General features: G+C 42.9%; 23 protein-coding genes. 7 read left to right on the top strand and 16 right to left on the bottom strand.

The genetic code is table 11. The features are described 5' to 3' along the window. Nucleotides 1-9: 9 nt before the first annotated feature. Nucleotides 10-924 carry a 1-phosphofructokinase gene (pfkB, locus tag ASG46_RS03525; protein WP_056703182.1) on the bottom strand — a complete coding sequence of 305 codons (915 nt, stop codon included), beginning with the start codon at nucleotides 922-924 and terminating at the stop codon, nucleotides 10-12. Between the two features lie 130 nt (nucleotides 925-1,054). Further along, on the bottom strand, nucleotides 1,055-1,831 hold the full coding sequence (locus tag ASG46_RS03520; protein ID WP_007499235.1) for a MurR/RpiR family transcriptional regulator: 777 nt from the start codon (nucleotides 1,829-1,831) through the stop codon (nucleotides 1,055-1,057). A 160-nt stretch (nucleotides 1,832-1,991) separates the two neighbouring features. Between ASG46_RS03520 and ASG46_RS03515 the strand changes: the two genes are divergently transcribed. Further along, nucleotides 1,992-3,398 carry a phospholipase D-like domain-containing protein gene (locus ASG46_RS03515; protein WP_056703179.1) on the top strand — a complete coding sequence of 469 codons (1,407 nt, stop codon included), beginning with the start codon at nucleotides 1,992-1,994 and terminating at the stop codon, nucleotides 3,396-3,398. A gap of 12 nt (nucleotides 3,399-3,410) precedes the next feature. On the opposite strand, the gene ASG46_RS03510 is transcribed toward ASG46_RS03515, so the two are convergent. The 3 genes from ASG46_RS03510 to ASG46_RS03500 are packed head-to-tail and all read right to left on the bottom strand — an operon-like array spanning nucleotide 3,411 to nucleotide 5,043. Continuing rightward, nucleotides 3,411-3,896, bottom strand: coding sequence for a DMT family transporter (locus ASG46_RS03510; protein ID WP_046343697.1), 486 nt, complete (start codon nucleotides 3,894-3,896; stop codon nucleotides 3,411-3,413). A 21-nt stretch (nucleotides 3,897-3,917) separates the two neighbouring features. Beyond that, nucleotides 3,918-4,604 (bottom strand): Crp/Fnr family transcriptional regulator, encoded by a 687-nt coding sequence (locus ASG46_RS03505; protein ID WP_025207452.1) that lies wholly within the window; start codon nucleotides 4,602-4,604, stop codon nucleotides 3,918-3,920. A gap of 13 nt (nucleotides 4,605-4,617) precedes the next feature. After that, complete coding sequence (locus tag ASG46_RS03500; RefSeq protein ID WP_008343684.1) at nucleotides 4,618-5,043, bottom strand: DMT family transporter; 426 nt, start codon at nucleotides 5,041-5,043, stop codon at nucleotides 4,618-4,620. Between the two features lie 212 nt (nucleotides 5,044-5,255). On the opposite strand from ASG46_RS03500, the gene ASG46_RS03495 reads away from it, so the two are divergent. From ASG46_RS03495 to cysI, 3 genes are all read left to right on the top strand, one after another. Beyond that, on the top strand, nucleotides 5,256-6,683 hold the full coding sequence (locus ASG46_RS03495) for an aldehyde dehydrogenase family protein (protein ID WP_035391854.1): 1,428 nt from the start codon (nucleotides 5,256-5,258) through the stop codon (nucleotides 6,681-6,683). Nucleotides 6,684-6,897: 214 nt separating this feature from the next. Further along, nucleotides 6,898-8,709, top strand: coding sequence for an assimilatory sulfite reductase (NADPH) flavoprotein subunit (locus ASG46_RS03490; protein WP_056703176.1), 1,812 nt, complete (start codon nucleotides 6,898-6,900; stop codon nucleotides 8,707-8,709). 33 nt (nucleotides 8,710-8,742) lie between these two features. Then, entirely contained in the window at nucleotides 8,743-10,461 is a 1,719-nt protein-coding gene (gene cysI / locus ASG46_RS03485) for an assimilatory sulfite reductase (NADPH) hemoprotein subunit (protein WP_056703174.1), read from the top strand. Between the two features lie 27 nt (nucleotides 10,462-10,488). Here the strand turns inward: cysI and ASG46_RS03480 are convergent, their stop codons facing one another. The 10 genes from ASG46_RS03480 to ASG46_RS03435 all read right to left on the bottom strand — a co-directional run bounded on the left by ASG46_RS03480 (nucleotide 10,489) and on the right by ASG46_RS03435 (nucleotide 22,695). Next, the gene (locus ASG46_RS03480; RefSeq protein WP_056703171.1) at nucleotides 10,489-12,423 is read right to left on the bottom strand and encodes an AMP-binding protein; all 1,935 of its coding nucleotides are present in this window, start codon (nucleotides 12,421-12,423) and stop codon (nucleotides 10,489-10,491) included. Nucleotides 12,424-12,437: 14 nt separating this feature from the next. Beyond that, nucleotides 12,438-13,961, bottom strand: coding sequence for an acyl-CoA carboxylase subunit beta (locus tag ASG46_RS03475; RefSeq protein WP_056703169.1), 1,524 nt, complete (start codon nucleotides 13,959-13,961; stop codon nucleotides 12,438-12,440). 18 nt (nucleotides 13,962-13,979) lie between these two features. Beyond that, a complete protein-coding gene (locus ASG46_RS03470; protein ID WP_056703166.1) occupies nucleotides 13,980-14,762 on the bottom strand; it encodes an enoyl-CoA hydratase in 783 nt (260 codons plus the stop codon). 15 nt (nucleotides 14,763-14,777) lie between these two features. Further along, nucleotides 14,778-15,683 carry a hydroxymethylglutaryl-CoA lyase gene (locus ASG46_RS03465; protein ID WP_056703163.1) on the bottom strand — a complete coding sequence of 302 codons (906 nt, stop codon included), beginning with the start codon at nucleotides 15,681-15,683 and terminating at the stop codon, nucleotides 14,778-14,780. A gap of 12 nt (nucleotides 15,684-15,695) precedes the next feature. Then, the gene (locus ASG46_RS03460; protein WP_008346646.1) at nucleotides 15,696-15,911 is read right to left on the bottom strand and encodes an acetyl-CoA carboxylase biotin carboxyl carrier protein subunit; all 216 of its coding nucleotides are present in this window, start codon (nucleotides 15,909-15,911) and stop codon (nucleotides 15,696-15,698) included. Next, nucleotides 15,908-17,257, bottom strand: a complete 1,350-nt coding sequence (locus ASG46_RS03455) for an acetyl-CoA carboxylase biotin carboxylase subunit (RefSeq protein WP_041092797.1) — start codon at nucleotides 17,255-17,257, stop codon at nucleotides 15,908-15,910. Before ASG46_RS03455 ends, ASG46_RS03460 begins: the two co-directional genes overlap by 4 nt. An 8-nt stretch (nucleotides 17,258-17,265) precedes the next feature. Continuing rightward, nucleotides 17,266-18,903: an AMP-binding protein gene (locus tag ASG46_RS03450; RefSeq protein ID WP_056703160.1), complete on the bottom strand. Its 1,638-nt coding sequence runs from the start codon at nucleotides 18,901-18,903 to the stop codon at nucleotides 17,266-17,268. Between the two features lie 42 nt (nucleotides 18,904-18,945). Further along, on the bottom strand, nucleotides 18,946-20,088 hold the full coding sequence (locus tag ASG46_RS03445; protein WP_056703157.1) for an acyl-CoA dehydrogenase family protein: 1,143 nt from the start codon (nucleotides 20,086-20,088) through the stop codon (nucleotides 18,946-18,948). A 159-nt stretch (nucleotides 20,089-20,247) separates the two neighbouring features. Continuing rightward, complete coding sequence (locus tag ASG46_RS03440) at nucleotides 20,248-21,783, bottom strand: glycoside hydrolase family 10 protein (RefSeq protein WP_056703154.1); 1,536 nt, start codon at nucleotides 21,781-21,783, stop codon at nucleotides 20,248-20,250. Between the two features lie 24 nt (nucleotides 21,784-21,807). Continuing rightward, nucleotides 21,808-22,695, bottom strand: a complete 888-nt coding sequence (locus ASG46_RS03435) for a tyrosine-protein phosphatase (RefSeq protein ID WP_056703150.1) — start codon at nucleotides 22,693-22,695, stop codon at nucleotides 21,808-21,810. 90 nt (nucleotides 22,696-22,785) lie between these two features. Here ASG46_RS03435 and ASG46_RS03430 point away from each other — a divergent pair, with 90 nt between their 5' ends. Together ASG46_RS03430 and ASG46_RS03425 are read left to right on the top strand one after the other, a co-directional pair. Beyond that, nucleotides 22,786-23,538 carry a DeoR/GlpR family DNA-binding transcription regulator gene (locus ASG46_RS03430; RefSeq protein WP_017359514.1) on the top strand — a complete coding sequence of 251 codons (753 nt, stop codon included), beginning with the start codon at nucleotides 22,786-22,788 and terminating at the stop codon, nucleotides 23,536-23,538. A gap of 122 nt (nucleotides 23,539-23,660) precedes the next feature. Further along, nucleotides 23,661-24,050: a tautomerase family protein gene (locus ASG46_RS03425; RefSeq protein ID WP_056703147.1), complete on the top strand. Its 390-nt coding sequence runs from the start codon at nucleotides 23,661-23,663 to the stop codon at nucleotides 24,048-24,050. A 33-nt stretch (nucleotides 24,051-24,083) separates the two neighbouring features. On the opposite strand, the gene ASG46_RS03420 is transcribed toward ASG46_RS03425, so the two are convergent. After that, nucleotides 24,084-24,638: a hypothetical protein gene (locus ASG46_RS03420; RefSeq protein ID WP_056703144.1), complete on the bottom strand. Its 555-nt coding sequence runs from the start codon at nucleotides 24,636-24,638 to the stop codon at nucleotides 24,084-24,086. A 125-nt stretch (nucleotides 24,639-24,763) separates the two neighbouring features. On the opposite strand from ASG46_RS03420, the gene ASG46_RS03415 reads away from it, so the two are divergent. Next, entirely contained in the window at nucleotides 24,764-25,897 is a 1,134-nt protein-coding gene (locus ASG46_RS03415) for a CdaR family transcriptional regulator (RefSeq protein WP_056703141.1), read from the top strand. Nucleotides 25,898-25,932: the final 35 nt, after the last annotated feature.

Genomic DNA, 25,932 nt, shown 5'->3' with positions numbered 1-25,932 from the left:
AACTCCCCCTTATATGTTCTGAATGTGTATTTGCTCAATTAATGAATCAATGTCATGTAAATCACTTAACCCTTTTGAAAAGGCGGTAGATGCCCCTGTTGCAATGCCGTAGCGTAAGCATTCTTCCGAAGGTTGTCCTTCCAGCTGTTTACTTAGGAATGCAGCGAGCATGGCATCACCAGAACAAGCCGTATTTACGACCGTTCCTATTGGTGCATTTCCTTTTAATACGGCTTCATTTGTAAGGAATAGTGCTCCTTCCCCTCCTCGGGAAATGAGTACTTGCTCTGCACCCATCTCGATCAGCTTTCGCCCTGATTCAACGAGTTCTGTTTCTGATAAACGGTGGGTTTTTCCAAAAAATGCGGCCATCTCTTCTTCATTTGGTTTTAGTAAATATGGTTTGTATTGAAGTGTTTCTAAAACCGCTTTAGAGCTTGTGTCTAAAATAAATTTCACGTTGTTTTGATGACAAATAGCGGCTATCTCTGAGAAAATGCTAGCAGGAACGCCTTTAGGCAGACTGCCTGACATAATGAAGATGCTGCCTTTTGGAATGGTCGGGATTTTTTCGCGAAAGGCATTAAGCGCTTTTGCCTCAATAGCAGGTCCTTGATTCACAAGCTTGTATTCTTCTGTTGTGTTAATAAATACATTAATGCGTGTAATCCCATCCACTGGGATAAAATCGGTTTGAATGGAAAGATCTTTTAACGATTGTTCAATATATGAACCTGAAAACCCAGCAATAAATCCTAATGCAGTGCTGGTGAAGCCATATTTCTTTAGCATAATGGAGACATTAACACCTTTTCCATTTGGCTGATAATCCTCATCTTCCGTGCGGTTGACTGTATCTGCCCGCATTTCTTTTAATGCAATATATAGGTCAATAGCAGGATTTAAGGTGCAGGTATAAATCAATTGGTTTCACCTTCTTTCTTTTCTCTAAAGAAAGTATCTCATACGATTCAGTGAAAATGTTTTCAGATTGTGTAAAGGTTTTCACGGTAAAAAGCCTCCCATCATAAAGTGTGGAAGGCTTTTTGAGTGTTTATTTCATCCGAATCACATAGGCGTCTAGTAAAATGCGGGCAATGACATGAAGCGACAGGCGGGACCTGACTTCATAATCTGGGAAGAATGATTGTTCCCCTTTATATCCGACGAGTGTCATATCTGATATTTTACTTAATGTAGAATCAATTCTCGTTGTGACCGTAATGGTCGTGACCTGCTTCATACTGAGGTTTTGGCAGGCTTCTACTAGTTCAGACGTTTCTCCATTTAATGAAACAAAGATGGCAAGTTCGTTTTTATCAATGTCACGCGATTTGAGCCGAATGATATTCGGGTCGTCATGAACTTCACATGTTTTCCCGATGAGCTGCAATTTGATGGTCATCTCTTTGGCGATCATCTCTGAAAAGCCTCTGCCAAAAATATAAATTTTGTCCGCATCGTGGATTTTTTGAACTGCATCCTCAATTTGCCCAATACTTTGCAGTTGAATCGTCTTTAAGACCTCTTCTTCATTTTTTCGAATGGCTAGTTTGATGTCTTCGTCAATATTTTTTAGTTGATCACTATCATCTGTCATTTTCTTTTCTTGTTTCAATCGATATTTAAAGGATGTATAGCCGTTGTATCCGATTTTCTTCATCAGTCTGACAATGGTCGCCGTCGACACGTTGGCTCTTTCACTTAATGTGACGATGGATAAGGTGGAGATATCCTCTAAATGCTGGTGAATATAATGCAGTAAATAACGTTCTGTTTCACTTAACGTTTGATACACATCACTTGGTATATTAAATAATGGTTCATTCAATGCGATTCCCCCTTACTCATTTCATACTATAATTAAATGCCCTATGAAAACAAGATGATTCTTTTATCCTGTATTTTTTATTAGAAAGCTGGATGAGTGAAATTTTGTTTTTAACATAAGCTAACAAAAAGAACGGTTTGTGTGAAAGGAGTTGATCACTGTGCTTCAATTCTTGTTTTTTCTGATCTTTTTATATGTGGTGTATGTATTTTTGACCGCATTTGTCTTGTTTTATTTACCGTTTCAAAAAACATGTAAAGAACATTGCATCTATAAAGCTTCTTCCATCTCAGGAGACGACCAAGGCATAAATCAAGTCATGCTGCTTGATGACGGGTTTGAATCAGGTCAAGTGAGAGTTCAAATGATTCGAGAGGCTAAAAAGAACATTCGTTTGAGTTATTATTCCATTCAAAAAGGAAAAACCGCCGAATGGGTGCTTGGTGCTTTAATTGAAGCGGCTGATCGAGGAGTAAAAGTTCAGCTGTTGTTAGATGGCATTTGCCATAGCCTGCGTGGACCGCTGAAGCATTTGCGTTATGCTGTGGCGAATCACCCGAATATGGCCATTCGTTTTTATGAGCCTTTTCGTTTGTTCAAGCCATGGACGTGGCATAACCGCCTTCACGATAAGCTTCTTTTGGTAGATGGCAGGGTCGCTGTCATGGGCGGCAGAAATATTGGTGATAAATACTTTGCAGATCAGCCGCCGAAAGACTTTGCATATGACCGAGATGTGCTGCTCTACAACGCCAAAAAAGGAAAAGTATTAGATGAAATGGAGCAGTATTTCGTTTATTTGTGGAATCATGATTTTACGAAAAGAACAAAAGATGTATTTTCCAAGGCAAAAGCGAAAAAAGGAAAAAAGCTAAGAAAACAGCTACTTCGATCTTATCAGGAAGCCATTCGTACAAAAGAACCCTTTGTGACGTCCACATATGATTGGGCAAAAGACGCCATTCGTGCAAAGCAGATTGCATTTTTCACAAATCCAGTGGAACGCTTAAATAAACGTCCGATCGTCTTGAAAAAGTTAAACGATCTCGCACAGCGGTCAAAGCGTTCGGTTCTGATCCAGACGCCTTATGTCATACCGACAGGGCCAATGAAAGACGGACTCACGCCATTACCAAATGATATTCAAACGACGATCGTGACGAATTCTCTTACAGCGACACCAAACCCTTTAGCATTTGCAGGATATTTAAGCACGAAAAAGGAACTCATGAAAACGGGTGTTCATTTGTATGAATATCAAGGTCCGTATTCAATTCACGCGAAATCAATGGTCATTGATGATAACTTAAGTATTATTGGAACATATAATCTAGATGCAAGATCCAGCTTTTTAAATACTGAATCGATTTTGGTGATTGATAGTGCACCATTTGCGTTATCTCTTACGGAAGCAATCGAACGAAAAATCGCTTATAGTGTTCTCGTAGCGAAAGATCGAACAGAATATAAAGCAAGCGACTATGGACAGAAAAAAAAGCCTTTCATGAAAAGGCTCCTTTTAACTGGTTTATCTACCATAACGGTTTTATGGCGGCGGTTGATTTAAATAAAAGGGCAGCTACTTTTGTGGCAGCCCTTTTTCTTTTGACTGCTCCTCTTCTACTGGTTCAAGCTTGGTTAACTTAAATACGAGGATTCCTGCCACAATGACAAGTACACCTAATAATTTTGTAAAAGAAAATGTTACTTTTTCTAACCCAAGCCAGCCAAGCGAATCAAATAGAAGCGCACAACCTAGCTGGGAGGTGAGAACAATCGAGATTCCATAAGTGGGACCGAGACGTTTGATGCTCTGAACAAGACAGATGACAACGCCTACCCCGATGGCTCCGCTTATCCAGTACCAGGCTTCCATATGCCTTAATTGAAACATGCCGGTTCCTTCTAACAAAAGACCCATCAAAAGTGAAGCGATAAAGCCCATTCCTAGAACTAGCGTCGTTGTTGACCAAGAGCCTGTATGCTCATTGACTTTACTATTAAAAATGGTTTGTAAGCTGACAAGTGCCCCAGCAGTGACAGCTAATATTATTCCTATGATCATATATAAGTCCCTTCGTTTCTTCTATTCATAAATGTTGTGTTCTGCTATTTCTAAAAGCCCTTTTTGATCACAAATCGTAATCTTTCCTCTTCGCCTTTCAATCAGCCCTTTTTCTTGGAACTGCTGAATGACCCGATTAATATGGCGGTAGCTTGTTCCAATTAAGCTCGCTGCATCCGTGAGGCGAAGCGTGCGTGCGTGCGCGTCATCATCACCTGTTAAAACAGACAATAAATAGCTTGCAAGCCTGACCTCTACAGGGTATAAAAGGTGGAAGCTTAAATCATTTGATTTTGTATAAAATTTGTTTGTGATGCCCTTGAGCAAAAAGGCTAAAACTCGTGGATCGTCCTTTGCATGCCGCATGAGGGCTTGATGAGAAATCCTGAGCATATGTACTTCTGTAACGGCTTCAACTGTATTGACCATATCTGTCTGCTGAACGTATTCAATATCTCCAATCGCTTCAAGAGGGTTTTTAAAGCAAAGAATAAACGTTTTTCCTTCCTTTGTGGTGGTGAAAATCTTTAATTTTCCTTTCACCAGCAAGTACATATACTCCCTTTTATCCCCTTTTGAACAAATCAGCTCACCTTGCTGATAACGCCACAAGCTCACATGTGAGATGAGTTTTTGATGAAAGACATTCTGTAACTGATGCATCTTCATATAAGAGGAAAAAAGAGATTCATCATGCAGCTCCTCCATCTGATGCCCTCCTTTATAGTTTTAAGATGATGACGCCTGCAATCATTAAAAAGATGCCTGCATAATGGGGCCATTTCATTTTTTTCTTCTGAACACCAAACCATCCTTTTGCATCGATGGCAAAGGTAAACGCAAGCTGTGCGATAAGTAAAGCAGCGATGGTGAGTGTCACCCCAATGATTTGAATGGCAGTGACCTCATTAAAGATAATAATGGCTGCAAATGCACCTCCAATTAAATAAAGAGGCTGCACTTTTTTGTATTCCTTAAAGTGGCCATCCCGTACGATGAGTAAAATGACGAGAGAGATGATAAACCCTGTCAGCTGCGTGATCGTTGCCGCCTGCCACGTCCCGATATCTTGACTAATTCTGGCGTTGGCTACGCCTTGCAGTGTAATACAAGCGCCTCCTAATAATGCGAAAATAACACCTTTCATTCGTTCAAAAGCTCCTTCTTTTTTCAGTCTAGTTCCATTAAATGATAGATGCCCTCATGTTGAAAAGGACATATGTCCCACTTTGCGTATTATATCAGAAACTTTTTCTCATGCAGTTTCTCTGTTTTAGATTTTTCACAGTGGGTACAGTTTTATATCAGCTGAAAACAGAATATTGGATTGAATCACATATAAAAAGGAGACATGTCAGAATGAGAAATCAAGAGAAACACTTTATTAATGGAGAATGGGTCGCATCAACAGGAAACGAAACAACAGAGGTCATTAACCCTGCGACAGAGGAAGTCATTGGCACCATTAGTTTAGGAACGAAAGAAGATTTAGATAAGGCAGTCAAAGCAGCCCGAGCCGCCTTCCCTTCTTTCTCAAAAACATCTCGAAATGAACGAGTAGAAATGCTGGAAAACATTGTGCGCGGGTACGAAAAACGCAAGGATGAACTTGTAGAAGTGATGACAAAAGAGCTTGGTGCACCGCTGAAAGTGTCCGAAGAAGTTCATTACAAAATGGGTTATGAACATTTTTCTAAAGCAGCGGAAGCACTGAAATCTTATACATTTACCGAAGATCGTGGTGGACATACGATTATAAAAGAGGCGATTGGTGTCAGTGGATTGATTACACCGTGGAACTTCCCGACGAATCAGACATCTCTTAAAATTGCGGGTGCCATTGCGGCAGGTTCACCAGTTGTCTTAAAGCCAGCGGAAATTACCCCTTTTGCTGCGATGATTCTTGCAGAAATTATTGATGAAGCAGGTGTACCGAAAGGCGTCTTCAATTTAGTAAACGGAACGGGTGACGTGATTGGTGACGGCATTAGCTCACACCCTGATATTGACTTCGTTTCATTTACAGGATCAGGTGCCGTCGGCTCTAAAATTATGGAAAACGCAGCAGACAATGTGAAGAAAGTAGCACTTGAGCTTGGCGGAAAATCCCCTCTTATCGTCTTAGACGATGCAGATGTGGACGAAGCAGCAGAAACAGCCATTCATCATATTGCGATGAATACAGGTCAAGTGTGTTCTGCAGCTACACGTGTGCTGATTCCAGAATCAATGAAAGGCAAGTTTGAAAAAGCGCTGCTGAACGCCCTGCCGAAGTTTACAGTTGGTGATCCGAGAGAAGATCACGCTACTGGCCCGCTTGTTTCTAAAAAGCAATGGGATACGGTGCAATCTTATATTGAAAAAGGAATCGAAGAAGGTGCTACCCTTCTTGCTGGGGGAACTGGAAAGCCAGACGGAATCGATAAAGGGTATTTCGCCAAGCATACCATTTTCACCAATGTGAAAAATGATATGACCATTGCGCAAGAAGAAATCTTTGGGCCGGTCATGAGTGTGATCACGTATCAAGACCTCGATCATGCCCTTGAGATCGCCAACGATACAGTGTATGGTCTTGCCGGGTATGTTGTTGGTCAAGATGAAAAAACATTAAAATATGTCGCTGAACATATTCGTGCCGGTCAAATCACCATTAACAATGCTGAAACAGATTACTTTGCCCCATTTGGCGGTTTTAAGCAGTCTGGTATCGGAAGAGAATGGGGAGACTTCGGTATCGAAGAATATTTAGAAGTGAAAGCTGTGATGGGACTTCCAACGGCGTAAGTCAGGCGAAAAAGAGGAAAACGGTGATCCGTTTTCCTTTTTTTGTGCCCTCTCCCCCTATTCATCCGTGTTTTGTCATTAGAAATCTTAATCATGACAATCAATATTATATATTTTACTTAATGGCAAACTTTCGGTAAAGTTCAAATTGAACCTATATATATAATTCCTATCGAATTAATCTATGTTTATATTCCTTGTGAGGTGGATATTGTTGCAACTTCATGTATTGAACAGTCCGTTTAGCCAGGAGCAGGCAGAGTTACTCAATCAGCTGCTTCCGACTTTAACAGAACAGCAAAAAATTTGGCTTACTGGTTATTTATCAGCGCAGGCAGCGCTTGCCGGCTCAGAAACTGTCACTCCGGCGCCTTCTGCCGCAGCATCTGTACAGCCTGTGAGCAAAGATGTGACCGTGCTTTATGGGTCGCAAACAGGCAATTCCGAAGGGTTAGCAAAAAAGACAGCCCAGCATCTTGAAGAGAAAGGCTTTCAAGTGACGCTCTCTTCTATGTCCGATTTTAAACCGAATAATCTGAAAAAAATAAACAATTTACTGGTCATTGTCAGCACACATGGCGAAGGAGATCCGCCGGATAATGCCCTTTCGTTCCATGAATATGTTCACGGCAGACGTGCGCCAAAGCTCGATCATTTAAGCTTTTCTGTCCTTTCATTAGGTGACAGCTCATACGAATTCTTCTGTCAGACAGGAAAAGAATTTGACGAACGCTTCCTAGAGCTTGGCGGTACACGCCTGTTTGACCGGGTGGACTGCGACCTTGATTATGATGAGCCGTTTTCAGAATGGCTTCAAGGCGTTTCCTCTTCTTTGAGTGAAGGTGAAGCTGTATCACTGCCGCAAGAATCAGCGGGAGCCAACAATCAAGCCGTTTCTGAATATTCAAGAACGAATCCTTTTTATGCTGAAGTTCTTGAAAATATCAACCTAAATGGGCGTGGATCTAATAAAGAAACACGTCACTTAGAGCTTTCTCTTGAAGGATCGGGCCTCGTGTATGAGCCAGGTGACAGCCTTGGCATTTACCCGACAAATGATCCTGCACTTGTCGATGAACTGATTCAAACATGCGGATGGAATGAAGAAGAAGCCGTCACCGTTCATAAAAACGGAGACACTCTTCCTTTAAAAGAAGCACTCACCTCGCATTTTGAGATCACGGTTTTAACAAAACCACTTCTTCAAAAGATCGCTGCACTGACAAAAAGTGAATCCTTGCATGCCCTTTTAGAAGAAGGAAACGAAGAAAAACTGAAAGAATATATCGCAGGCCGGGACCTAGTAGATGCGGCTCGTGATTTCGGTCCTTTTGAAGGAACCGCCGCAGAATTCACGTCCATTTTAAGAAAAATCCCTGCACGCCTTTATTCCATTGCAAGCAGTCTCAAAGCAAATGACGAAGAGGTTCATTTGACGATAGGGGCTGTCAGATATGATGCGCATGGCAGAGAACGCCAAGGTGTCTGTTCGATTTTATGTGCAGAGCGCCTGCAGCCAGGTGATACGTTACCTGTTTATATTCAGCACAACCAAAACTTTAAGCTTCCTCAAGATCCAGATACACCGATCATTATGGTAGGACCAGGCACAGGCATCGCCCCTTTCCGTTCATTTATGCAGGAGCGTGAGGAAATGGGTGCAAACGGAAAGTCATGGTTATTCTTCGGTGATCAGCATTTTGTGACGGATTTCTTATACCAAACGGAATGGCAAAAGTGGTTAAAGGATGGCGTCTTAACGAAAATGGACGTGGCTTTTTCAAGAGATACTGAGGAAAAAGTATATGTCCAGCACCAAATGAAGAAACAAAGCAAAGAATTATTTGAATGGCTTGAGCAAGGTGCTTACGTGTATATTTGCGGAGATGAAAAGCATATGGCGCATGATGTCCACAATACCCTTCTATCCATCATTCAAGAAGAAGGTGCGATGAGCAAAGAAAAAGCAGAAAGCTATCTTGCCAACTTACAGCAACAAAAACGCTATCAGCGTGACGTTTATTGATTTGATGCTTGAAAGAAAGGAGCTTTTACTTACATGGTGAAGACAGCATTAACAGCGCCGGATGGACCTCCGAGCGACGTAGAGGAAATCAAAGAAAAAAGTGATTATTTACGGGGTACGTTAAAAGAAGTGATGCTTGATCCGATCTCAGCGGGAATTCCGGATGATGACAACCGACTGATGAAGCATCACGGCAGCTACTTACAAGATGATCGTGATCTGAGAAATGAACGACAAAAACAAAAGCTTGAGCCTGCCTATCAATTTATGTTGCGTGTCCGTCTGCCTGGCGGAATCGCCACATCTAAGCAGTGGCTTGTGATGGATGAGCTTGCTCACAAATACGGAAACGGTACGTTAAAGCTGACTACTCGTGAAACCTTTCAGCTTCACGGTATTTTAAAATGGAATATGAAAAAGACCATTCAAGACATTCATTCTACTATGCTTGATACGATCGCAGCTTGCGGCGATGTGAACCGGAATGTCATGTGTACATCGAATCCTTATCAATCTGAAGTGCATCATGACGTGTACGAGCTGGCAAAAAAATTAAGTGATGACTTACTTCCACAAACAAGAGCCTATCATGAGATTTGGCTTGATGAGGAAAAGGTAGCAGCAACACCTGACACTGAGGTTGAACCGATGTATGGTCCGCTTTATTTGCCAAGGAAATTCAAAATTGGCGTGGCCGTCCCTCCTGCTAATGACATTGATGTTTTTTCGCAGGATCTAGGCTTCATTGCCATTATAGAAAACGATCAACTGGTCGGTTTTAATGTCGCAATTGGCGGCGGAATGGGTATGACGCATGGTGATACAGCGACTTATCCGCAGCTTGCAAAGGTCATCGGCTTTTGTACACCTGAACAAGTCGTAGAAATTGCCAAACAAGTCATCACCATTCAACGTGACTACGGAAACCGTTCCGTCCGAAAAAATGCCCGCTTTAAATATACGGTGGACCGCCTTGGTCTTGAGAATGTAAAAGAAGAACTTGAGCGCCGTCTTGGGTTTACTCTTTTAGAGGCAAAGGACTATCACTTTGATCATAACGGTGACCGTTATGGCTGGGTAAAAGGCATTAATGGCAGATGGCATTATACGATGTTTGTAGAAGGCGGACGCATCACAGATTATAATGATTATCCGCTGATGACAGGCATCCGCGAAATCGCCAAAGTTCATACAGGTGACTTCCGTCTAACCGCCAATCAGAATTTAATCATTGGGAATGTGACAACTCATAAAAAGAAACAAATCGAACAGCTCATTCAGAAGTTTGGTTTATCAGACGGCCAGCAGCATTCTGCCCTGCGCCGCAGCTCAATGGCTTGTGTCTCTTTGCCAACTTGCGGTTTAGCGATGGCTGAAGCAGAGCGCTACCTTCCACGATTGATTGATAAAATCGAAGACATCGTTGAAGAAAACGGATTAAGTGATAAAGAAATCACCATTCGAATGACTGGTTGTCCAAATGGTTGTGCTCGTCATGCGCTTGGAGAAATTGGATTTATCGGAAAATCACCTGGTAAGTATAATATGTATCTTGGTGCCGCATTTGATGGCAGCAGATTAAGTAAATTATACCGTGAAAATGTGGGTGAGGAAGACATTCTAAAAGAACTTGGCTCTATTCTCCCCCGCTACGCAAAAGAACGAGAAGAAAATGAACATTTCGGCGATTATGTCATTCGGGCAGGGATTGTGAAAGAGACAACAGATGGAACGAATTTTCATGTGCAATAAAAAGAGACAGGAACCATCCTGTCTTTTTTATTTTTTCTGTTTCTTATTCAAGTATTCGGTCAGACTCTTATATACATCTGGATTGTCTAATGAAGATAGATCGGGTGAAGGCTGCTCTTCATACGCCCCTTTCAGTAAACGTCGTACAATTTTTCCATTCCTTGTTTTCGGTAAAGCTGAAATGAGATGAACTTCTTTTGGTGTGAGCGCTTTACCAGCATGTGAACCAACATGGGCTGAAAGCTCTTGGATAAGGATTGCTTCTTCAAAAGCATGAGGACTGGTCACGATGAAACAGACGAGCGCCTCCCCTTTCACCTCATCCTTTACCCCAATCACAGCGGCTTCATGCACGGCAGGATGCCATGTAAGGATGGATTCAATTTCAGCTGGCCCGATACGTTTCCCTGCTGTATTAATGACATCATCCGATCTGCCGGTGATGTGGAATTCTCCGTCCTCTGTTTGCATGACCCAATCTCCATGTGTCCATACACCATCAAATCGTTTGAAATACGTATCTTCATAACGCTCCGGTTCGTTCCAAAAACCACATGTCATGCCGACCCATGGCTTTTTCACCACAAGCTCCCCTACCTCATTCATCACGCTTTGCCCAGCTTCATTGTATACATCTGCCGCCATTCCTAAGATCGCCGCATTAAAGAGAATCGGTTTGATGGGTCGAAGCAGCGTACTGCCTACAATGCCACCAGAAACCTCGGTTCCTCCTGAATAATTTAAGATGGGAATGTTCTTTTGACCAATGGTGTGAAATAACCATTGCCACGGAGCTTCATTCCACGGCTCCCCAGTAGAAATAATGGCTTTGACATGCGGTAACTCGACCCCATCAATCGATTGCTGCATCGCAGAACGAACAAATGTAGGGGAAAGCCCAAAATGAGTGACTTTCTTCTCGTGGATGAATGACCAGAGCTGCTGCTCATCTGGATAATCGGGAGCGCCGTCATATAAAACGATAGCAGCGCCATTGATCAAGCCGCCAAAGACGAGGAATGGCCCCATCATCCAGCCCATATCAGTCAGCCAAAACAGCCGGTCTCCTTTTGCCACATCCATACATAGCCCGGCATCAAAAGCTGCCTTTATCGGAAAGCCTGCGTGTGTATGAACGGCTCCCTTTGGTGTGCCGGTTGTGCCTGACGTATACAAGATCATCAGCGGGTCTTCATTTGTGACATAGGTTGCGCCGGTGATCGGCTGTTCTTTTAACAAATCATTTAGCAGGACATCGTCCTGATATCCAGTATGAGAGGAAGTGTGCACAATCACTTTTTGCACAGTTGTGGTTCTGTTGATGGCATCAGCCACACATTCCCGCATGTTGATCGTTTTCCCTCGCCGCATCATTTCATTCGCTGTGACGACAATGGATGCGCCTGACGCACGAATGCGTACAGCGAGTGGCTCGCTTCCATAGCCTGAGAAGACTGGGCTGAAAATCACACCAATCTTTGCAAAGGCAAGCATGACGGCGACCGTTTCTGGAAGCATCGGCATATAGATGATGGCTATATCCCCTTTTTGAAGTCCTTCTTTCAAAAAGCCAGCTGCAAGACGGCTCACTTTCTCTTGAAGTTCGAGAAATGACCATTTCTTTTCTTCACCGGCTTCATTGCTCCAAATGATGGCGGGCTGATGCCTCGTCTCTTCTTTTTCTGCCCATTTGTCCACAGCCGTTTCGGTGATGTTGAGTGTGCCGCCCTGATACCATTTCGGCCACATCAATGAGTGGTGACCTAATGCCGCTTCATATGGTTTTTTCCACTGAATGCCGACCGCTTTCTCCGCTTCTCTCCAAAACCAGTCTGTGTGATCAATACTGGCTAGATAGAATGAGTCATACGTAGAAAAACCAAGAGATTTCATCCACTGATGCAAACGTGTTTTTTGGCTCTGCTTTTCTTCCGGTATCCATTCTGGTTTCTGGTTGATCATGAGGTCTGCCCCCTTTAGACCGGATAGACCGGATGTTTTCGTTTCGTAAATGTCATGTCTTTCGATGAGTAGGCTAGTAATCTATGACAAAGTTCCGTTCTTAGACGGTCAAATGGGATGACGCCATCGACAATCATTTCAGAGGCAAGTTCATAGATATTCATATCTTCCTGGTATTCCTTCCGTTTCTCTTGTATAAATGAAGCCCTCTCTTCGGGCGGGAGTTCTGCAATTTTATTTGCATAGACGGCATTTACAGCGGCTTCTGGACCCATCACAGCGATTTGCGCCGATGGAAGAGCGAGACAGCAGTCTGGCTCAAAAGCAGGGCCTGCCATTGCATATAGTCCTGCTCCGTATGCTTTACGGACGATGACGGATATTTTCGGAACGGTCGCCTCTGACATAGCGGAGATCATTTTTGCCCCATGACGAATAATGCCGGCTTGTTCCACTTTTGTTCCAATCATAAATCCTGGTATGTCCGCAAGAAAGAGCAGCGGGATATGAAAGGCATCACAGAGCTGAATAAACTTGGCGGCTTTATCAGCTGAGTCGTGGAATAATACGCCGCCTTTGACCCTTGGCTGATTGGCAATGAGACCGACAGGCTGACCGTTCATTCTGCCAAAGCCTGTGATTAACTCTGCGGCAAACAGCTTTTTGATTTCAAAAAATGACCCTTCATCAATCAGTAAATCGATGAGTTGATACATATCAAATGGGGTATTCTGGCCTTTAGGGATTAAGTCTTGGATGGTGGTTTCAGATGGTTTAGGTGCTTTTGCTGCTGTCGTTTTTGGTTTTTCTGTATAGTTGGCAGGCATATAGGTTAAATAATCACGTGCAATTTGAATGGCCTCTTCCTCTGTTTTGGCTAATATATCTCCGCATCCAGAAATGCTGCAATGCATTTTCGCACCGCCCATTTCCTCAAGTGATACTTTTTCACCGATCACCATTTCAGCCATTCGCGGCGAGCCTAAATACATAGAGGCATTTCCTTCGACCATGACGACAATGTCACAAAAAGCAGGGATATACGCACCACCGGCTGCAGATGGACCGAAGAGTAAACAAATTTGTGGGATACGCCCAGACAGCTTGACTTGGTTATAAAAAATGCGCCCTGCTCCTCTTCTGCCTGGAAACATGGCGATTTGATCAGTGATTCTTGCACCCGCAGAATCGACTAGATACAGCATAGGACAATTGAGTTTCTTGGCCGTTTCTTGAATTCGAATGATTTTTTCTACTGTTTTGACGCCCCACGATCCTGCTTTAACCGTAGAGTCGTTTGCCATGACGCAAACAGTCTGCCCATTCATACGCCCGGTTCCTGTGACGACACCATCTGCTGGTAAATGTTCATCTTTGCACTCTGCAAACATGGCATCTTCAATGAAAGAATCCTCATCTAATAACAAATGGAGGCGATCACGGACAAATAATTTTCCTTTTTCTTTGTTTTTTTGATGGTAGCGTTCTGCCCCGCCCTTTTCAATTTGTTGTTTTTTTAATTCATATTCTTCGATCATAAACATACCCCTCTCTTGCTATTTCCCTCTGTAATAAGGCGTTCGTTTTTCTTGAAAAGCCTTGAGACCTTCTAGTCGATCTTCTGTATGAATTAGCCGAAGATAGGCTTCGTATTCTTTCGTCAGCCCTGTTTGCAAATCGTGATCAAGGCTGGATTGAATGGCTTGTTTTGCTTCTTTTAAAGCAATCGGTCCATTCTTGGTGATTTGTTTTGCGAGTGTGATGGCATCATTCATCAGTGAATCGGCTGTAGAGATACGTTCAATCAGTCCGATTTGAACGGCTTCTTCTGCTCGTAAAGAAGTGCCTGTGAAGATCATTTCTTTCGCTTTCCCGGGTCCGATCAGGCGCGGAAGTCTTTGTGTGCCCCCTGCTCCCGGCAGGATAGCTAGTCCTGTTTCCGGCAGGCCGAGCGCTGCACCCGCTCTTGCGATGCGGAGATCACAGGCGAGCGCGAGCTCAAGACCTCCGCCAAGTGCGTGTCCGTTTATCACGGCAATGACAGGAACAGGCAAAGATTCAATGTCTGTAAAGGTTTGCTGAATGGTCAGAACGGCTTCTTTGGCTTCTTGTTCTGTCATTAATCGCCGTTCTTTTAAGTCTGCTCCTGCGCAAAAAACTTTAGCGCCAGCTCCTGTCATGAGCAAAGAGCGAATGTTTGCATCATGTTTGATTTCTTGAATCGTTTGATTGATTTCCTCTAGCATAGCAGCTGATAGAGCATTGGCTTGTGCTGGTCTGTTTAAGGTCATGATGCCAATGTGATCATCTTGTATTGAAAAATTGACCAATGATGTCATGTGATTCACCCTTTATCAAGTAGTGTGAGACTGAAAAGCGCGTAAACAGTGACTTGGCAGGGTTCGATCCACTTTTGCTTCAATCCATTCAGCCGCTTTAATCAAGCGAGGGAGGTCGACATTTGTTTCGATCCCGAGTTTGTGAAGCATGTGCACCACGTCTTCTGTCGCCACGTTTCCGCTGGAGCCAGGTGCATAAGGACAGCCGCCAAGCCCCCCGCTAGAGGCATCAAATATAGTGATGCCGGCTTTTAATGCTGTATAAATATTGGCAATCCCCATTCCTTTCGTATCATGAAAATGAAGTGCGATTTTATCAGCAGGAAAGCGTTCAAGTAAAAGGTCTAACCGTCTTTCTACTTGTAGCGGATGGGCTTCCCCAATGGTATCCCCAAGTGATATTTCATCAATGCCGAAGGACAGCAGCTGTTCCGTTAATCGCAGCACTTGGTCCATCGGCACTTGTTTTTCATAGGGACATCCAAACACGGTTGAAATATAGGCCCGCGTTTGCCGTCCTTCTGCTTTTAAATCGGCTGTCATTTGTTTGATCACAGGCAATGTTTCCTGTATAGATCGATTCATATTCTTTTTGTTATGTGTCTCACTCGCTGAGATAAACATAGCCCCTACCTCAAGGTTTGCTTCAAAAAAATGAGCTAATCCTTTTTCATTTGGGATGAGTGCGGCATAGGTGAGATCATCTTTTTTGTTTAATGATTGGGCTAATTCTTTGGCGTCTTTTAAGGCTGGAACCCATTTCGGATGAACAAATGAGGTGACTTCAATATAAGGAAGATGGGCTTCTTCGAGTAAATGGATCCATGTTCGCTTCTCCATTGTGTCCAGCCAAACGGATTCATTTTGCAGGCCATCGCGCGGGCCGACCTCTCTAATGAGCACGTTTTTTGGTAATGCCATGCGGCTTTCCCCCTATTCTGTCAGCTCCAAAAGTACCTCTCCCTCGTCAACAAAGTCCCCCTCCGCCTTATACACTTTACTGATCACACCTGCTTCTTCTGCAACAATGGGAATCTCCATTTTCATGGATTCTAAGATGGCGACTTCCTGTCCTTTTTGCACATCATCACCCTGTTTCACAAGAAGCTTCCATAAGTTTCCGGCCATTTGTATCGTGACAGTTTTCATGAACGGTTTTCCTCCCTTTTTTTCATCAGATAATCGGTTGTGATGCTGCCATGTAAAAAGGCAGTTGATTCGGCCATTTCCTTTAAAAGCGGTACATTGGTTTTGATCCCTTCTATTTCATATGCTTGTAATGCTGCTTTTAATCGTTCTATGGCGAGTTTTCGAGTATCACCGTACACAATCATTTTCGCAATCATTGGATCGTAAAATGGGGTAATGACACTTCCACTCGTTACGCTTGACTCATGACGAATATATGGGGCATCAGGTGTAGAAAGCCGAGTGATCGTGCCTGGCGAAGGGTAAAATGTCACAGGGTCTTCAGCGTATATTCTAACTTCAATCGCGTGCCCAATTTGATGAATATCCTCTTGGCTGAAGGACAGGGGCTCTAATGCTGCAATTTTTAGCTGCTCCTCGACAAGGTCAATCCCCGTAATTTCTTCAGTGACAGGGTGTTCTACTTGCAATCTCGTATTCATTTCTAAGAAATAAAATTGCTGGTTTTGATCGACTAAACATTCAATCGTGCCCGCATTTTCATACCCAATCGCTTTGGCAGCTTTGACGGCCATCTGTCCCATTTGCTGTCTCACAGTTTCTTCAAGACAGACGGCTGGTGCCTCTTCAACAATTTTCTGATGTCTTCTTTGGAGTGAACAATCTCTTTCAAATAAGTGAACGCCGTGACCGAACGAATCAAAAAGAACTTGAATTTCGATGTGCCGTGCGTGTTCAATCACCTTTTCCATGTATAAAGTACCATCTTGAAAGAAACTTTGTGCTCTTTTTTGATTTCCTTCAAACGCTCGATGCAGCTCTTCATCGTTGCGGACGAGCTGCATACCAATCCCGCCGCCACCACTCGATGCTTTTAGCATAATGGGATAGCCGAGTGTCTGTGCTTTATGAACCCCTTCGTCTGCATCATGGAGCGGGGCTGAAACACCAGGAACGATTGGGATGCCCGCTTGTTCCATCGTTTTTCTCGCTTCAATTTTATTTCCCATCTGCTGAATGACTTGTGCAGATGGTCCAATAAAGGTAATGCCCTCGCTCCGGCAGCGCTCAGCAAATGCCGCATTTTCTGATAAAAGACCATACCCTGGGTGGATAGCATCAGCATTTGTTTGTTTGGCAACCTTAATGATCGCTTCCATGTTTAAATAGCTTTCAGAAACTTTAGCGCCGCCGATATAATAGGCGCTGTCTGCTTCTTTCACATGAAGTGCATGCTGATCAGCCTCTGAATAAACGGCAACGGTTTTGATTCCGAGCCGTTTACATGTCCGAATCACTCTACGGGCAATTTCGCCTCGATTGGCGATCAATACTTGTTCAAACATCGCTGCCTTCACTCCTTTATTAGATCAAGCGCCTGCTTTTTCAAGCGGAATTTCTGAATTTTGCCTGAGGCGGTCATTGGGTACTCATCTGTAATGAAAAAGTATTTCGGGATTTTGTAGCGTGCCATTTGTGACTGACAATAGCTCGTTAATGTCTCAATTGAGACCGACTTCCCTTGTTTCAGCCGAATGAATGCGGCTGCTTCCTCGCCGTATGTCTCATCAGGAATACCAACAACCTGTGCGTCAAGAATGGCAGGGTGAGTGTATAGGACATCCTCAATCTCTTTTGGGTACACATTCTCTCCGCCTCTGATGATCATATCTTTGAGCCGGCCTGTGATCTTCACATAACCGTCATGATCCATCTCAGCTAAATCCCCTGTATGAAGCCATCCGTCCTCATCAATGACTTCATTTGTTGCTTCTTCGTTTTTATAATAGCCCTTCATGACATGATAGCCTCTTGTACAAAGCTCCCCTTGCTGTCCTCTTGGCACTTCTTCTGATGTTCCTGGTAAAGCAATTTTGACTTCAATTTGAGGAAGCGCACGTCCGACCGTTTGAACTCGTCTTTCAAACGAATCATCGGTTCTTGTTTGGGTAATGACCGGTGAACTTTCGGTCTGACCATAGGCAATCGTGAGCTCTCTCAGTCCCATTTTTTCAATGACTGCTTTCATGACATGGGATGGGCAGAGTGAACCGGCCATAATGCCCGTTCGTAATGTGGACAGGTCATAAGAGTGGAAATTTGGATGATCGAGCTCTGCGATGAACATGGTTGGTACACCGTGAAGAACGGTGCATTTTTCTTTTTCTACTGTTTGAAGGACTCGTTCTGGATGGAATGATTCAAGTGGAATGATCGTTCCCCCTTTTGTGAGACAAGCAAGTACACCAAGAACAGAGCCGAAGCAATGAAAAAACGGCACTGGGATACACATACGGTCCTGCTCTGTTAATTTCATACAATCTGCGATCTGACTCGCATTACAGACGATGTTTGTGTGGCTGAGCATGACGCCCTTTGGATAGCCGGTTGTGCCTGAAGTGTACTGCATATTAATAACGTCATCAGGCGTGAGCTCATTCATTCGCTTCTCCCATTCAAACTCTTCGGTTCTTTTGGCTGCCACTTGAAGACGATCCCAGCTGAGCATGCCGTTTGGTAGATGCTGACCGATATAGATACATCTTTTTAAATAAGGAAATTGTGTGGAAGTGATCTCCTCTTGATGAGCGGTTTGAAGTTCTGGAATCAGCTCTTCAAGCATGTTGACATAGGACGTTTCTTTAAAGCCGTCTACAATAAACAACATTTTGCTGTCAGAGTGCTTGAGTAAATAGGCGAGTTCCTGTGATTGAAAATTGGTATTCACAGTGACAAGAACAGCACCAATGGAGGCGCAGGCAAATTGAAGAATGAGCCATTCAGGTATATTTGGTGCCATAATGGCGATGTGATCTCCCTTTTGAACCCCTAATGCCATGAGGCCTTTACCTGTTTCCTTGACCTCTCGATAAAACGCTTCGTACGAATAACGTAAAGAACGTTCTGGGTAAACAATGGCTTCATGTGCTGGATGCTGTTCTTTTTTTTCTCTTAATAGGGAGCCAATCGTTTGCGGGTGAATCGACATCATTGCTTTCCTCCCTCATGTGTAGTAAGCGTTTTCATTAAGGTATTACGCTAACAACTGTCTTGCGATCACGAGCCGCTGAATTTCAGAGGTTCCTTCTCCGATTTCCATGAGCTTGGCATCTCTCACAAGCCGTTCAACACCGCATTCTTTCATATAGCCTGTTCCGCCATGAATTTGGACAGCATCAAGACTTGCTTTTGTAGCCATTTCTGAAGCAAACAGTTTGGCATAGGCCGCTTCTTTTGTAAATGGTTTGCCTTGATCTTTCAGCCAAGCGGCTTTCCAGACCATTTGTCTTGCAAGCTCTATTTGCATCGCCATATCCGCCAGCTTAAACTGAATGGCCTGGAAGGATGAGAGCGTCTTTCCAAATTGCTTTCTTTCTTTTGCATAGGAAAGTGAAGCATCAAGTGCAGCTTGTGCAATTCCGACAGATAAGGCTGCAATGGAAATTCGTCCGCCGTCCAATGTATATAAAAATTGCTTGAATCCTTTCGATTTGTCTCCCAATATATGATGCGCTGGTACACGCACTTCGTCTAAAATGATTTCAGCCGTATCTGAACCGCGAACCCCCATTTTGTCATATGGATTTGTAATTGAAAGTCCCTTTTGCCCTTTCTCCACAATAAAGGCGGAGATGATCGGACGTCCGTTTTCATCATGATCTGTCACAGCGGTGACAATAATCGTTCTGGCATAATTGGCATTTGTGATCCAGCACTTTTCCCCACTGATGACATATTCTTGTCCGTCTTTAATGGCTTTTGTTTTTGTTCCTTTTGCATCTGATCCGGCGTTTGGTTCTGTTAATCCGAAGGAGCCAAGCGCTGTTCCAGAGGCTAATGGAACAAGATGGTCCATCTTTTGCTCCTCCGTGCCGAAGTAATAAAGTGGACTTGCGCCTAAGGAAACCGCTGCGGCATAACTTAGACCTGTACTGGCACACTGCTTGCCAATTTCCTCTACTGCCAGTGCATACGAGATCGTATCTCCTCCAGAACCTCCATATTTTTCTGGAAAGGGTATACCCATAAAACCGAGCTCCCCCATTTTTTGAAATGTTTTTTCGGGAAATGCTGCCTGTTCATCAACTGTTTGAGCGTGTGGTGCAATTTCTGTTTTTGCAAATTCTTTGACCATCTGACGGATCATTTGCTGCTCTTTCGTTAATTCAAAATTCATTGTGCTTCCCCCTTTGGCGCTTTTCTATCATATTTATTATTGAAATAGCTGCTTCATGCCAAGCTTGATTGAATTCAGAAAATTAAAATAAAAATAGTAGAAAAATAGAGAAAGCAAAAAAGCATAAATGGAGGAAACCCCTCATTTATGCTGTCTTTGTTATTTTACTGTTTTTGTAGAAGGTTTGCTTTCATGATGAAGGCGATTGAGTGCAGTCACTTTATAGGTATAGCTCTTCTTTTGATTTGCTAAAATGTCTTTCGTTTGTGTGAAGGAACCTGTTTCTTTTCTGACCGTTTGCGCAAATTCGTATGTCCCTTTATTCGACAATCGATAGACTGCATAATAGGATGCACTAGAGCGCGGATCATTTTGTATCTGTAAAACTGCACCATCCTCTGTCTTTTTCACCGATTGAATGATTGGTTTTTTAGGCGCTTTTTGATGAAGCCATGGCATCTCTGGTATGAGAGCCGGTTTGCTATAGGTTTCTTCTATTAATCGTTTCTTTACATTCAAGGGATTCCGATTGATATCTTTCAGACTAAAATGCATGCTTCCTTGTACGAGCTGTGACTGCCTGTTCAGCTCGATCTGGCGAAAATACTCCTCGGGATCAGACCAAGCAGGATCACTGTTTTGATTGATTTTATACGTCGCTTGGCCAATGTACAAGTGAACAGGTTGCCCCTTCACTTCATTTGACCACCATTTCGTCAGCACATCATAGGCAGCGGGCTGAAAGCCGATACTCCAATAAATTTGTGGGGTGATATAATCAATATGGTGCTGCTGTATCCACTCTCTTGTATCAGCATACAAATCATCATAATTGGTCATCCCTGCTGTTGTGTTTGAACCGGTTGGGTCATCTTTTATGTTGCGCCATACACCAAATGGGCTAATACCGAATTTCACATACGGCTTTTCTTTCTTAATGGTGTTATTGATTTGCTTCACTAGATCGTTCACATTATCTCTTCGCCAATCTTCTATATGTGTGAATTTCTGACCGTAAGTTTCATACGTTTCTTGATCTGGAAATGGCACACCAGCGATTTTATTCGGGTAAAAATAATCATCCATATGCACCGCATCAATATCGTAGTTTTTCACTACTTCCTCTATCCCGTCAACAATGAAGTCCTGAGCATCAGGAATGCCTGGATTAAAGTAAAGCTGATTTCCGTAGGCGATGGTCCAATCAGGGTGTGCTCTTGCAGGATGATCGGCTGATAACCGGTTGAGATCGGTATGATTCATGGTGATTCGATAAGGGTTAAACCAAGCATGAAATTCAAGGCCGCGTTTATGTGCTTCTTCTATCATAAATTCAAGCGGGTCATATCCAGGGTCTTTCCCTTGTGTACCAGTCAAATATTCAGACCATGGCCCGAATTTCGACGGATAAAAGGCATCTGCTGTTGGTTTAATTTGCATGATGACGGCGTTCATATTCATCGCTTTGATGTCGTCTAACAGTTGAATGAACTCTTGTTTCTGCTCATCTGCGGGCAGTCCTTTCTTTGAAGGCCAATCTAAGTTATAAACTGATGCGACCCACACTGCACGCATCTCTCTTGTGCTCTCAAGCTTCCCTTTTGGCATCGAACGAGCTAGACTGCTAGACGGAATCAATAAGAAGACACCCATGAAAACTAGTGTCAGAACCGTCATACTGATCTTTTTCAGCATGGTTTGCATCACCTCATATTAAGTTTATTCTGCGTTTTGTGATGGAATGCCAGCAGATGGTGTAAGCAAGATGTTTTTCATTTTAAGTAGCTGATCTTTCGGGACGTCGCAGGCTTCTAGTAAATACCGCTCTGCACTTCCGTATGTATCCATCATCTCATTCAGTACATCTTCAAGATAATCTTGCTGCACACCAAGCAGGGGCTGAATTTGTTCTTTTGACACCCGATATAAACTCATCATGCGAACAAATCGTTCTTGTCTTTTCACTAGCATTTTCACGCCTTCATTGGAACGCATGTATTCACTTAAAACGGTATGCACCGGCACACCCGCTGCTAATTGAATAAGAGCAGATAAAAAGCCTGTACGGTCCTTTCCGCTTGTACAGTGAAGCATAAGCGGATAATTTTTTTCATCTGACAGTAATGTAAACAATTGCTGAATCTCTTTTTTTCGCTCATAGAGCATGCTTTGATATACATCTTTCATGATCGGTGTAAAGGATAGAGATTTTCCTTCTGCTATCAGCATACGAAACATGGTCCATTTGCTAGGCATCATGCTGTCAGGCTGCATAGGGATATGAACAATTTTGTCATGTTCCATGATCTTTGGTGGGTGTGATTTTCGTTCTGAGCTTGTACGCAGGTCACAAACCGTTTGAATTCCAAGTGTTGAGAACGTCAATATGTCTTGCTTCGTGAGATGTGATAAATCAGCAGATCGATAAATCATTCCTTGTTTGATGACCATCTGATCCGTTGTTTGGAGTCCCCCTACCTCTCTAAAATTTGCAAGCTTTGAAAATTGTATGTTGTGTTCATTCATAGAATTGAATATCCTTTCTATCCTCTTTTCTCTATCATACGCTTTTATGAAAAATGAGAAAAGATAAGAGAAAAAGATCATTCGATTCTCGCATGTTGATCAGTGACATCTTTTACGTGGAATTATTGTTATAATAGAATCAGCATATTCGTATTGATTGGAGATTGTAGCATGATAAAAACAAAACGTATTCAGCAAATAAAAGAGTATGTATTTGACCGGGAATCTGCCTCTCTTGATGAGCTTGTGACGCATTTTGGCGTCTCAAAAAACACCATACGCCGAGATGTACAAGCATTGGTAGAATCCGGCGTGCTAAAGAAAGTGTACGGCGGCGTCGCTGTGAATCACTCAACATTGGTGGTGTATCAGGAGCGAAAGACTCGTCAGCTGAGTAAAAAACAATTGATCGGACAGGCTGCCGCCGCTTTTGTTGAACATGGTGATATGATTTTTGTTGATTCTGGTACAACGACACTGGAGATGCTTCCCTATTTGAAGGAGAAACGGATTACCGTTGTGACAAATAACGTGGATTTCATTACACAGGCTATGCCTTATGAACACCTCACCATCTTTTCAACCGGGGGTATGCTAGAGCGAAAAACAAATTCTTTCGTTGGTTATCAAAGTGTTGAGCGTCTCAAAGCATACAATGTCAATAAAGCATTTATTGCATCAACTGGTTTATCCATTGATCATGGCGTCACGAATTCCTCCCCGCTTGAGACAGATATTAAAAAAACGCTCGTTGAAAAAAACGCCAAAACCTTTTTATTAGTCGATGATAGTAAGTTTGACCATTATGCCTTGACCACGTTTTGTGACTTAAAAGACATAGACATCGTCGTGACGAATGAACAACCAAATGAAGATTACCTTCAATATGGAAAAGAGCATGATGTGAAATTTGTCACGCCTTAATCCAGAGCGAAAAAGCCAAGCGCCAATGTTTTGGCTTTTTTCTTATGTCGCAAAAGAGTGAAACGGCGAAGTGTTGGTTACATTATGATTGTATATTAAACACATATTTGGAGGTTGACCTGATGCCGTTGTTACGATTTGACGTGATAGAAGGCCGTTCAAAAGAGGAATTAAAAAAACTGCTGGACACCTGCCATGAAGCAATGGTTGATGCCTTTGGGGTACCTGAACGAGATCGCTATCAAATTGTTCATCAGCACCGCCCTGAAGAGATGATGATTGAGGACACTGGGCTTGGTTATCCGAGAACAAAGGATCTGGTTGTCATTAGTGTTGTCAGTAAACAGCGGACGAAAGAGCAAAAGGAACAGCTTTATGCACAAATCGCAGAACGTATAGAAAAAGAATGCAGGGTTGCCAAGACGGATGTGATGATCTCCATCGTGGAAAATGGAGACGCCGATTGGAGCTTCGGGATGGGTGAGGCTCAATTCATAAGAGGATGGCTCTAAAAAACGGCTCAGGAATGTGAGCCGTTTTTTGATTCATTCATTTTCAAGCTGTATGAGCAAGTTGAATAAATAGCGGTACACTGCTGAGATCACACCAATCAAAGGTGTATCTTCTTTGATGTCCTCTAGTTCAAGAAGCGGAATGTTGATATCAAATAACCCGTCTTGCCCATTAAATTGAAGCTGAGCACCATTTAATGTTGAGAGCATCTCTTTTAGTAATCCAGTATCTTTTTTAGGACGCTTCAATCCGAATAACACGGTATACGTCTGAAATACTTCATCCCATTCTATGGCAAGTCCGTCGGCTCTCACCACATCAAACCACTTCGACTCGATATAAATGAATTCTTTTTGTTGTTTTTTTACGTATGTAAGAGGTGTATTTAAAAAGGAAGCATTTTCTGTTTGAATCATTTCCTCCGATTCCTTGTCTACACGTTCTATATAAACATCAGCAAAGCGTGCTTCTTCTGTCATTTTTGCCCCTTCTAACGGCCAATTTTGACTTGCGGCTTTGTTATATTCAAAGTCTGTGAGCGCCTGCCCTTCTTTCAATAAATCTTGTAAGCGATTTTGCAGTGACATGACTGTATCTCCTTTCATCTACTTCATATGCGTTTTTTATTTTAGCATAACACATGAAAAGAAAGATATGCCTGAGCATATGATGGTATGATAGTGGAAAAAGAAACATCTCGGAGGGGACCGTTTTGCTCACAATGACACTGGCAGAAAAAATCGTAGATGAGGTCAAAAAGGTACTGACGGAAGAAATCATCATCACACAAACAAACGGTACCATTATTGCTGCAACAGATCCAGCACGCATTGGTCAATTTCATGAAGGAGCATATGTCACATCCTTAGAAGGGCAGAAACGAATTCTCACAAAGGATGATGTGCTGCAGATGAAAGGCGTCAAAGCCGGTATCAATCTGCCTATTTATTTTAAACAAGAAGTCATTGGGGTCATTGGAATGACAGGTGATCCAAGGCATGTCTCCCCTTTTGGCGACATTTTACGGAAAATGACGGAGCTGCTCATTCAAGAGCATGAATTTTTTCAAGAAACGGAAACAGATGAACGGCAGCTTGAAGCATTTGTATTCGACTGGCTTCATCTGCCAGAGACAGCGGCAGGTATGACCGAGAAGGCGCAGCGGCTTGGCTTTGATGTCAACAAGCAGCGTGTCGCTATTCTCATTGATTGTAAGGACGAATCGTTTATGAAGCAGGATCAATACAAACTGATGAAGGACAAATTGCACCTGACCAATCAGGAGATCATTGTGCGCTGGGGGCATGCACGTTTTTTGCTCATGCTACAAGCCACACCAGATGGTCGAGAAACATGGCACAAGCGCTTGTTCCATATTCATGCTGCGCTCGCAGCGCTGTCACCATCGAGGATTTTAATGGGGGCAGGAAAACCAGCAGCTTCTCATGTCATGAAGCAGTCCTTTCATCAAGCGTTTCGCGCTTTAAAATTGGCGCATGCTGAAACACCCATTGTGTTTGATGAAGATTTGACGCTTGAACTTTTTATGGAGGAAATCAGTCAGGAAACAAAAGATGCGTTTCTTGATCGAACGATTGCGTCCCTTTTCCCCTATCCAGAACTAGTGAAAACATTGCGGGTACTCATCGCTTCGGATTACTCATTGAAACATACAGCAGAAGCTATGCATGTCCATATTAATACACTTCATTACAGATTAAAACGGATTCAGGATTTAACGACACTTGATCCAAAGCGTATGCAAGATGCGATGCTTTTTTATTTGGCCTTGCTGCTTTTAGATCATGATACAAAAAATACGATAAAACAGCCTGATATTTTGTAGAATCGTCTATAGTCATGTGACGGTTCTTTTTTTAT

The sequence above is a fragment of the Bacillus sp. Leaf49 genome (assembly GCF_001426125.1).
GTDB lineage: Bacteria > Bacillota > Bacilli > Bacillales > Bacillaceae > Bacillus > Bacillus altitudinis.
Note: the sequence above shows the minus strand (reverse complement) of the source record. Positions and strands in the feature narration are given on the sequence as shown.

Coding starts and splice junctions, on each gene's coding strand:
- cysI (WP_056703174.1), top strand. CDS start 8,743: ATGGTGAAGACAGCATTAACAGCGCCGGATGGACCTCCGAGCGACGTA.
- ASG46_RS03510 (WP_046343697.1), bottom strand. CDS start 3,896: ATGATCATAGGAATAATATTAGCTGTCACTGCTGGGGCACTTGTCAGC.
- ASG46_RS03435 (WP_056703150.1), bottom strand. CDS start 22,695: ATGATCTTTTTCTCTTATCTTTTCTCATTTTTCATAAAAGCGTATGAT.
- ASG46_RS03505 (WP_025207452.1), bottom strand. CDS start 4,604: ATGGAGGAGCTGCATGATGAATCTCTTTTTTCCTCTTATATGAAGATG.
- ASG46_RS03440 (WP_056703154.1), bottom strand. CDS start 21,783: ATGCTGAAAAAGATCAGTATGACGGTTCTGACACTAGTTTTCATGGGT.
- ASG46_RS03425 (WP_056703147.1), top strand. CDS start 23,661: ATGCCGTTGTTACGATTTGACGTGATAGAAGGCCGTTCAAAAGAGGAA.
- ASG46_RS03500 (WP_008343684.1), bottom strand. CDS start 5,043: ATGAAAGGTGTTATTTTCGCATTATTAGGAGGCGCTTGTATTACACTG.
- ASG46_RS03465 (WP_056703163.1), bottom strand. CDS start 15,683: ATGGCATTACCAAAAAACGTGCTCATTAGAGAGGTCGGCCCGCGCGAT.
- ASG46_RS03480 (WP_056703171.1), bottom strand. CDS start 12,423: ATGATCAACCAGAAACCAGAATGGATACCGGAAGAAAAGCAGAGCCAA.
- ASG46_RS03445 (WP_056703157.1), bottom strand. CDS start 20,088: ATGAATTTTGAATTAACGAAAGAGCAGCAAATGATCCGTCAGATGGTC.
- ASG46_RS03430 (WP_017359514.1), top strand. CDS start 22,786: ATGATAAAAACAAAACGTATTCAGCAAATAAAAGAGTATGTATTTGAC.
- ASG46_RS03450 (WP_056703160.1), bottom strand. CDS start 18,903: ATGATGTCGATTCACCCGCAAACGATTGGCTCCCTATTAAGAGAAAAA.
- ASG46_RS03460 (WP_008346646.1), bottom strand. CDS start 15,911: ATGAAAACTGTCACGATACAAATGGCCGGAAACTTATGGAAGCTTCTT.
- ASG46_RS03470 (WP_056703166.1), bottom strand. CDS start 14,762: ATGACATCATTGGTCAATTTTTCAATACAAGATGATCACATTGGCATC.
- ASG46_RS03475 (WP_056703169.1), bottom strand. CDS start 13,961: ATGATCGAAGAATATGAATTAAAAAAACAACAAATTGAAAAGGGCGGG.
- ASG46_RS03420 (WP_056703144.1), bottom strand. CDS start 24,638: ATGTCACTGCAAAATCGCTTACAAGATTTATTGAAAGAAGGGCAGGCG.
- ASG46_RS03455 (WP_041092797.1), bottom strand. CDS start 17,257: ATGTTTGAACAAGTATTGATCGCCAATCGAGGCGAAATTGCCCGTAGA.
- ASG46_RS03495 (WP_035391854.1), top strand. CDS start 5,256: ATGAGAAATCAAGAGAAACACTTTATTAATGGAGAATGGGTCGCATCA.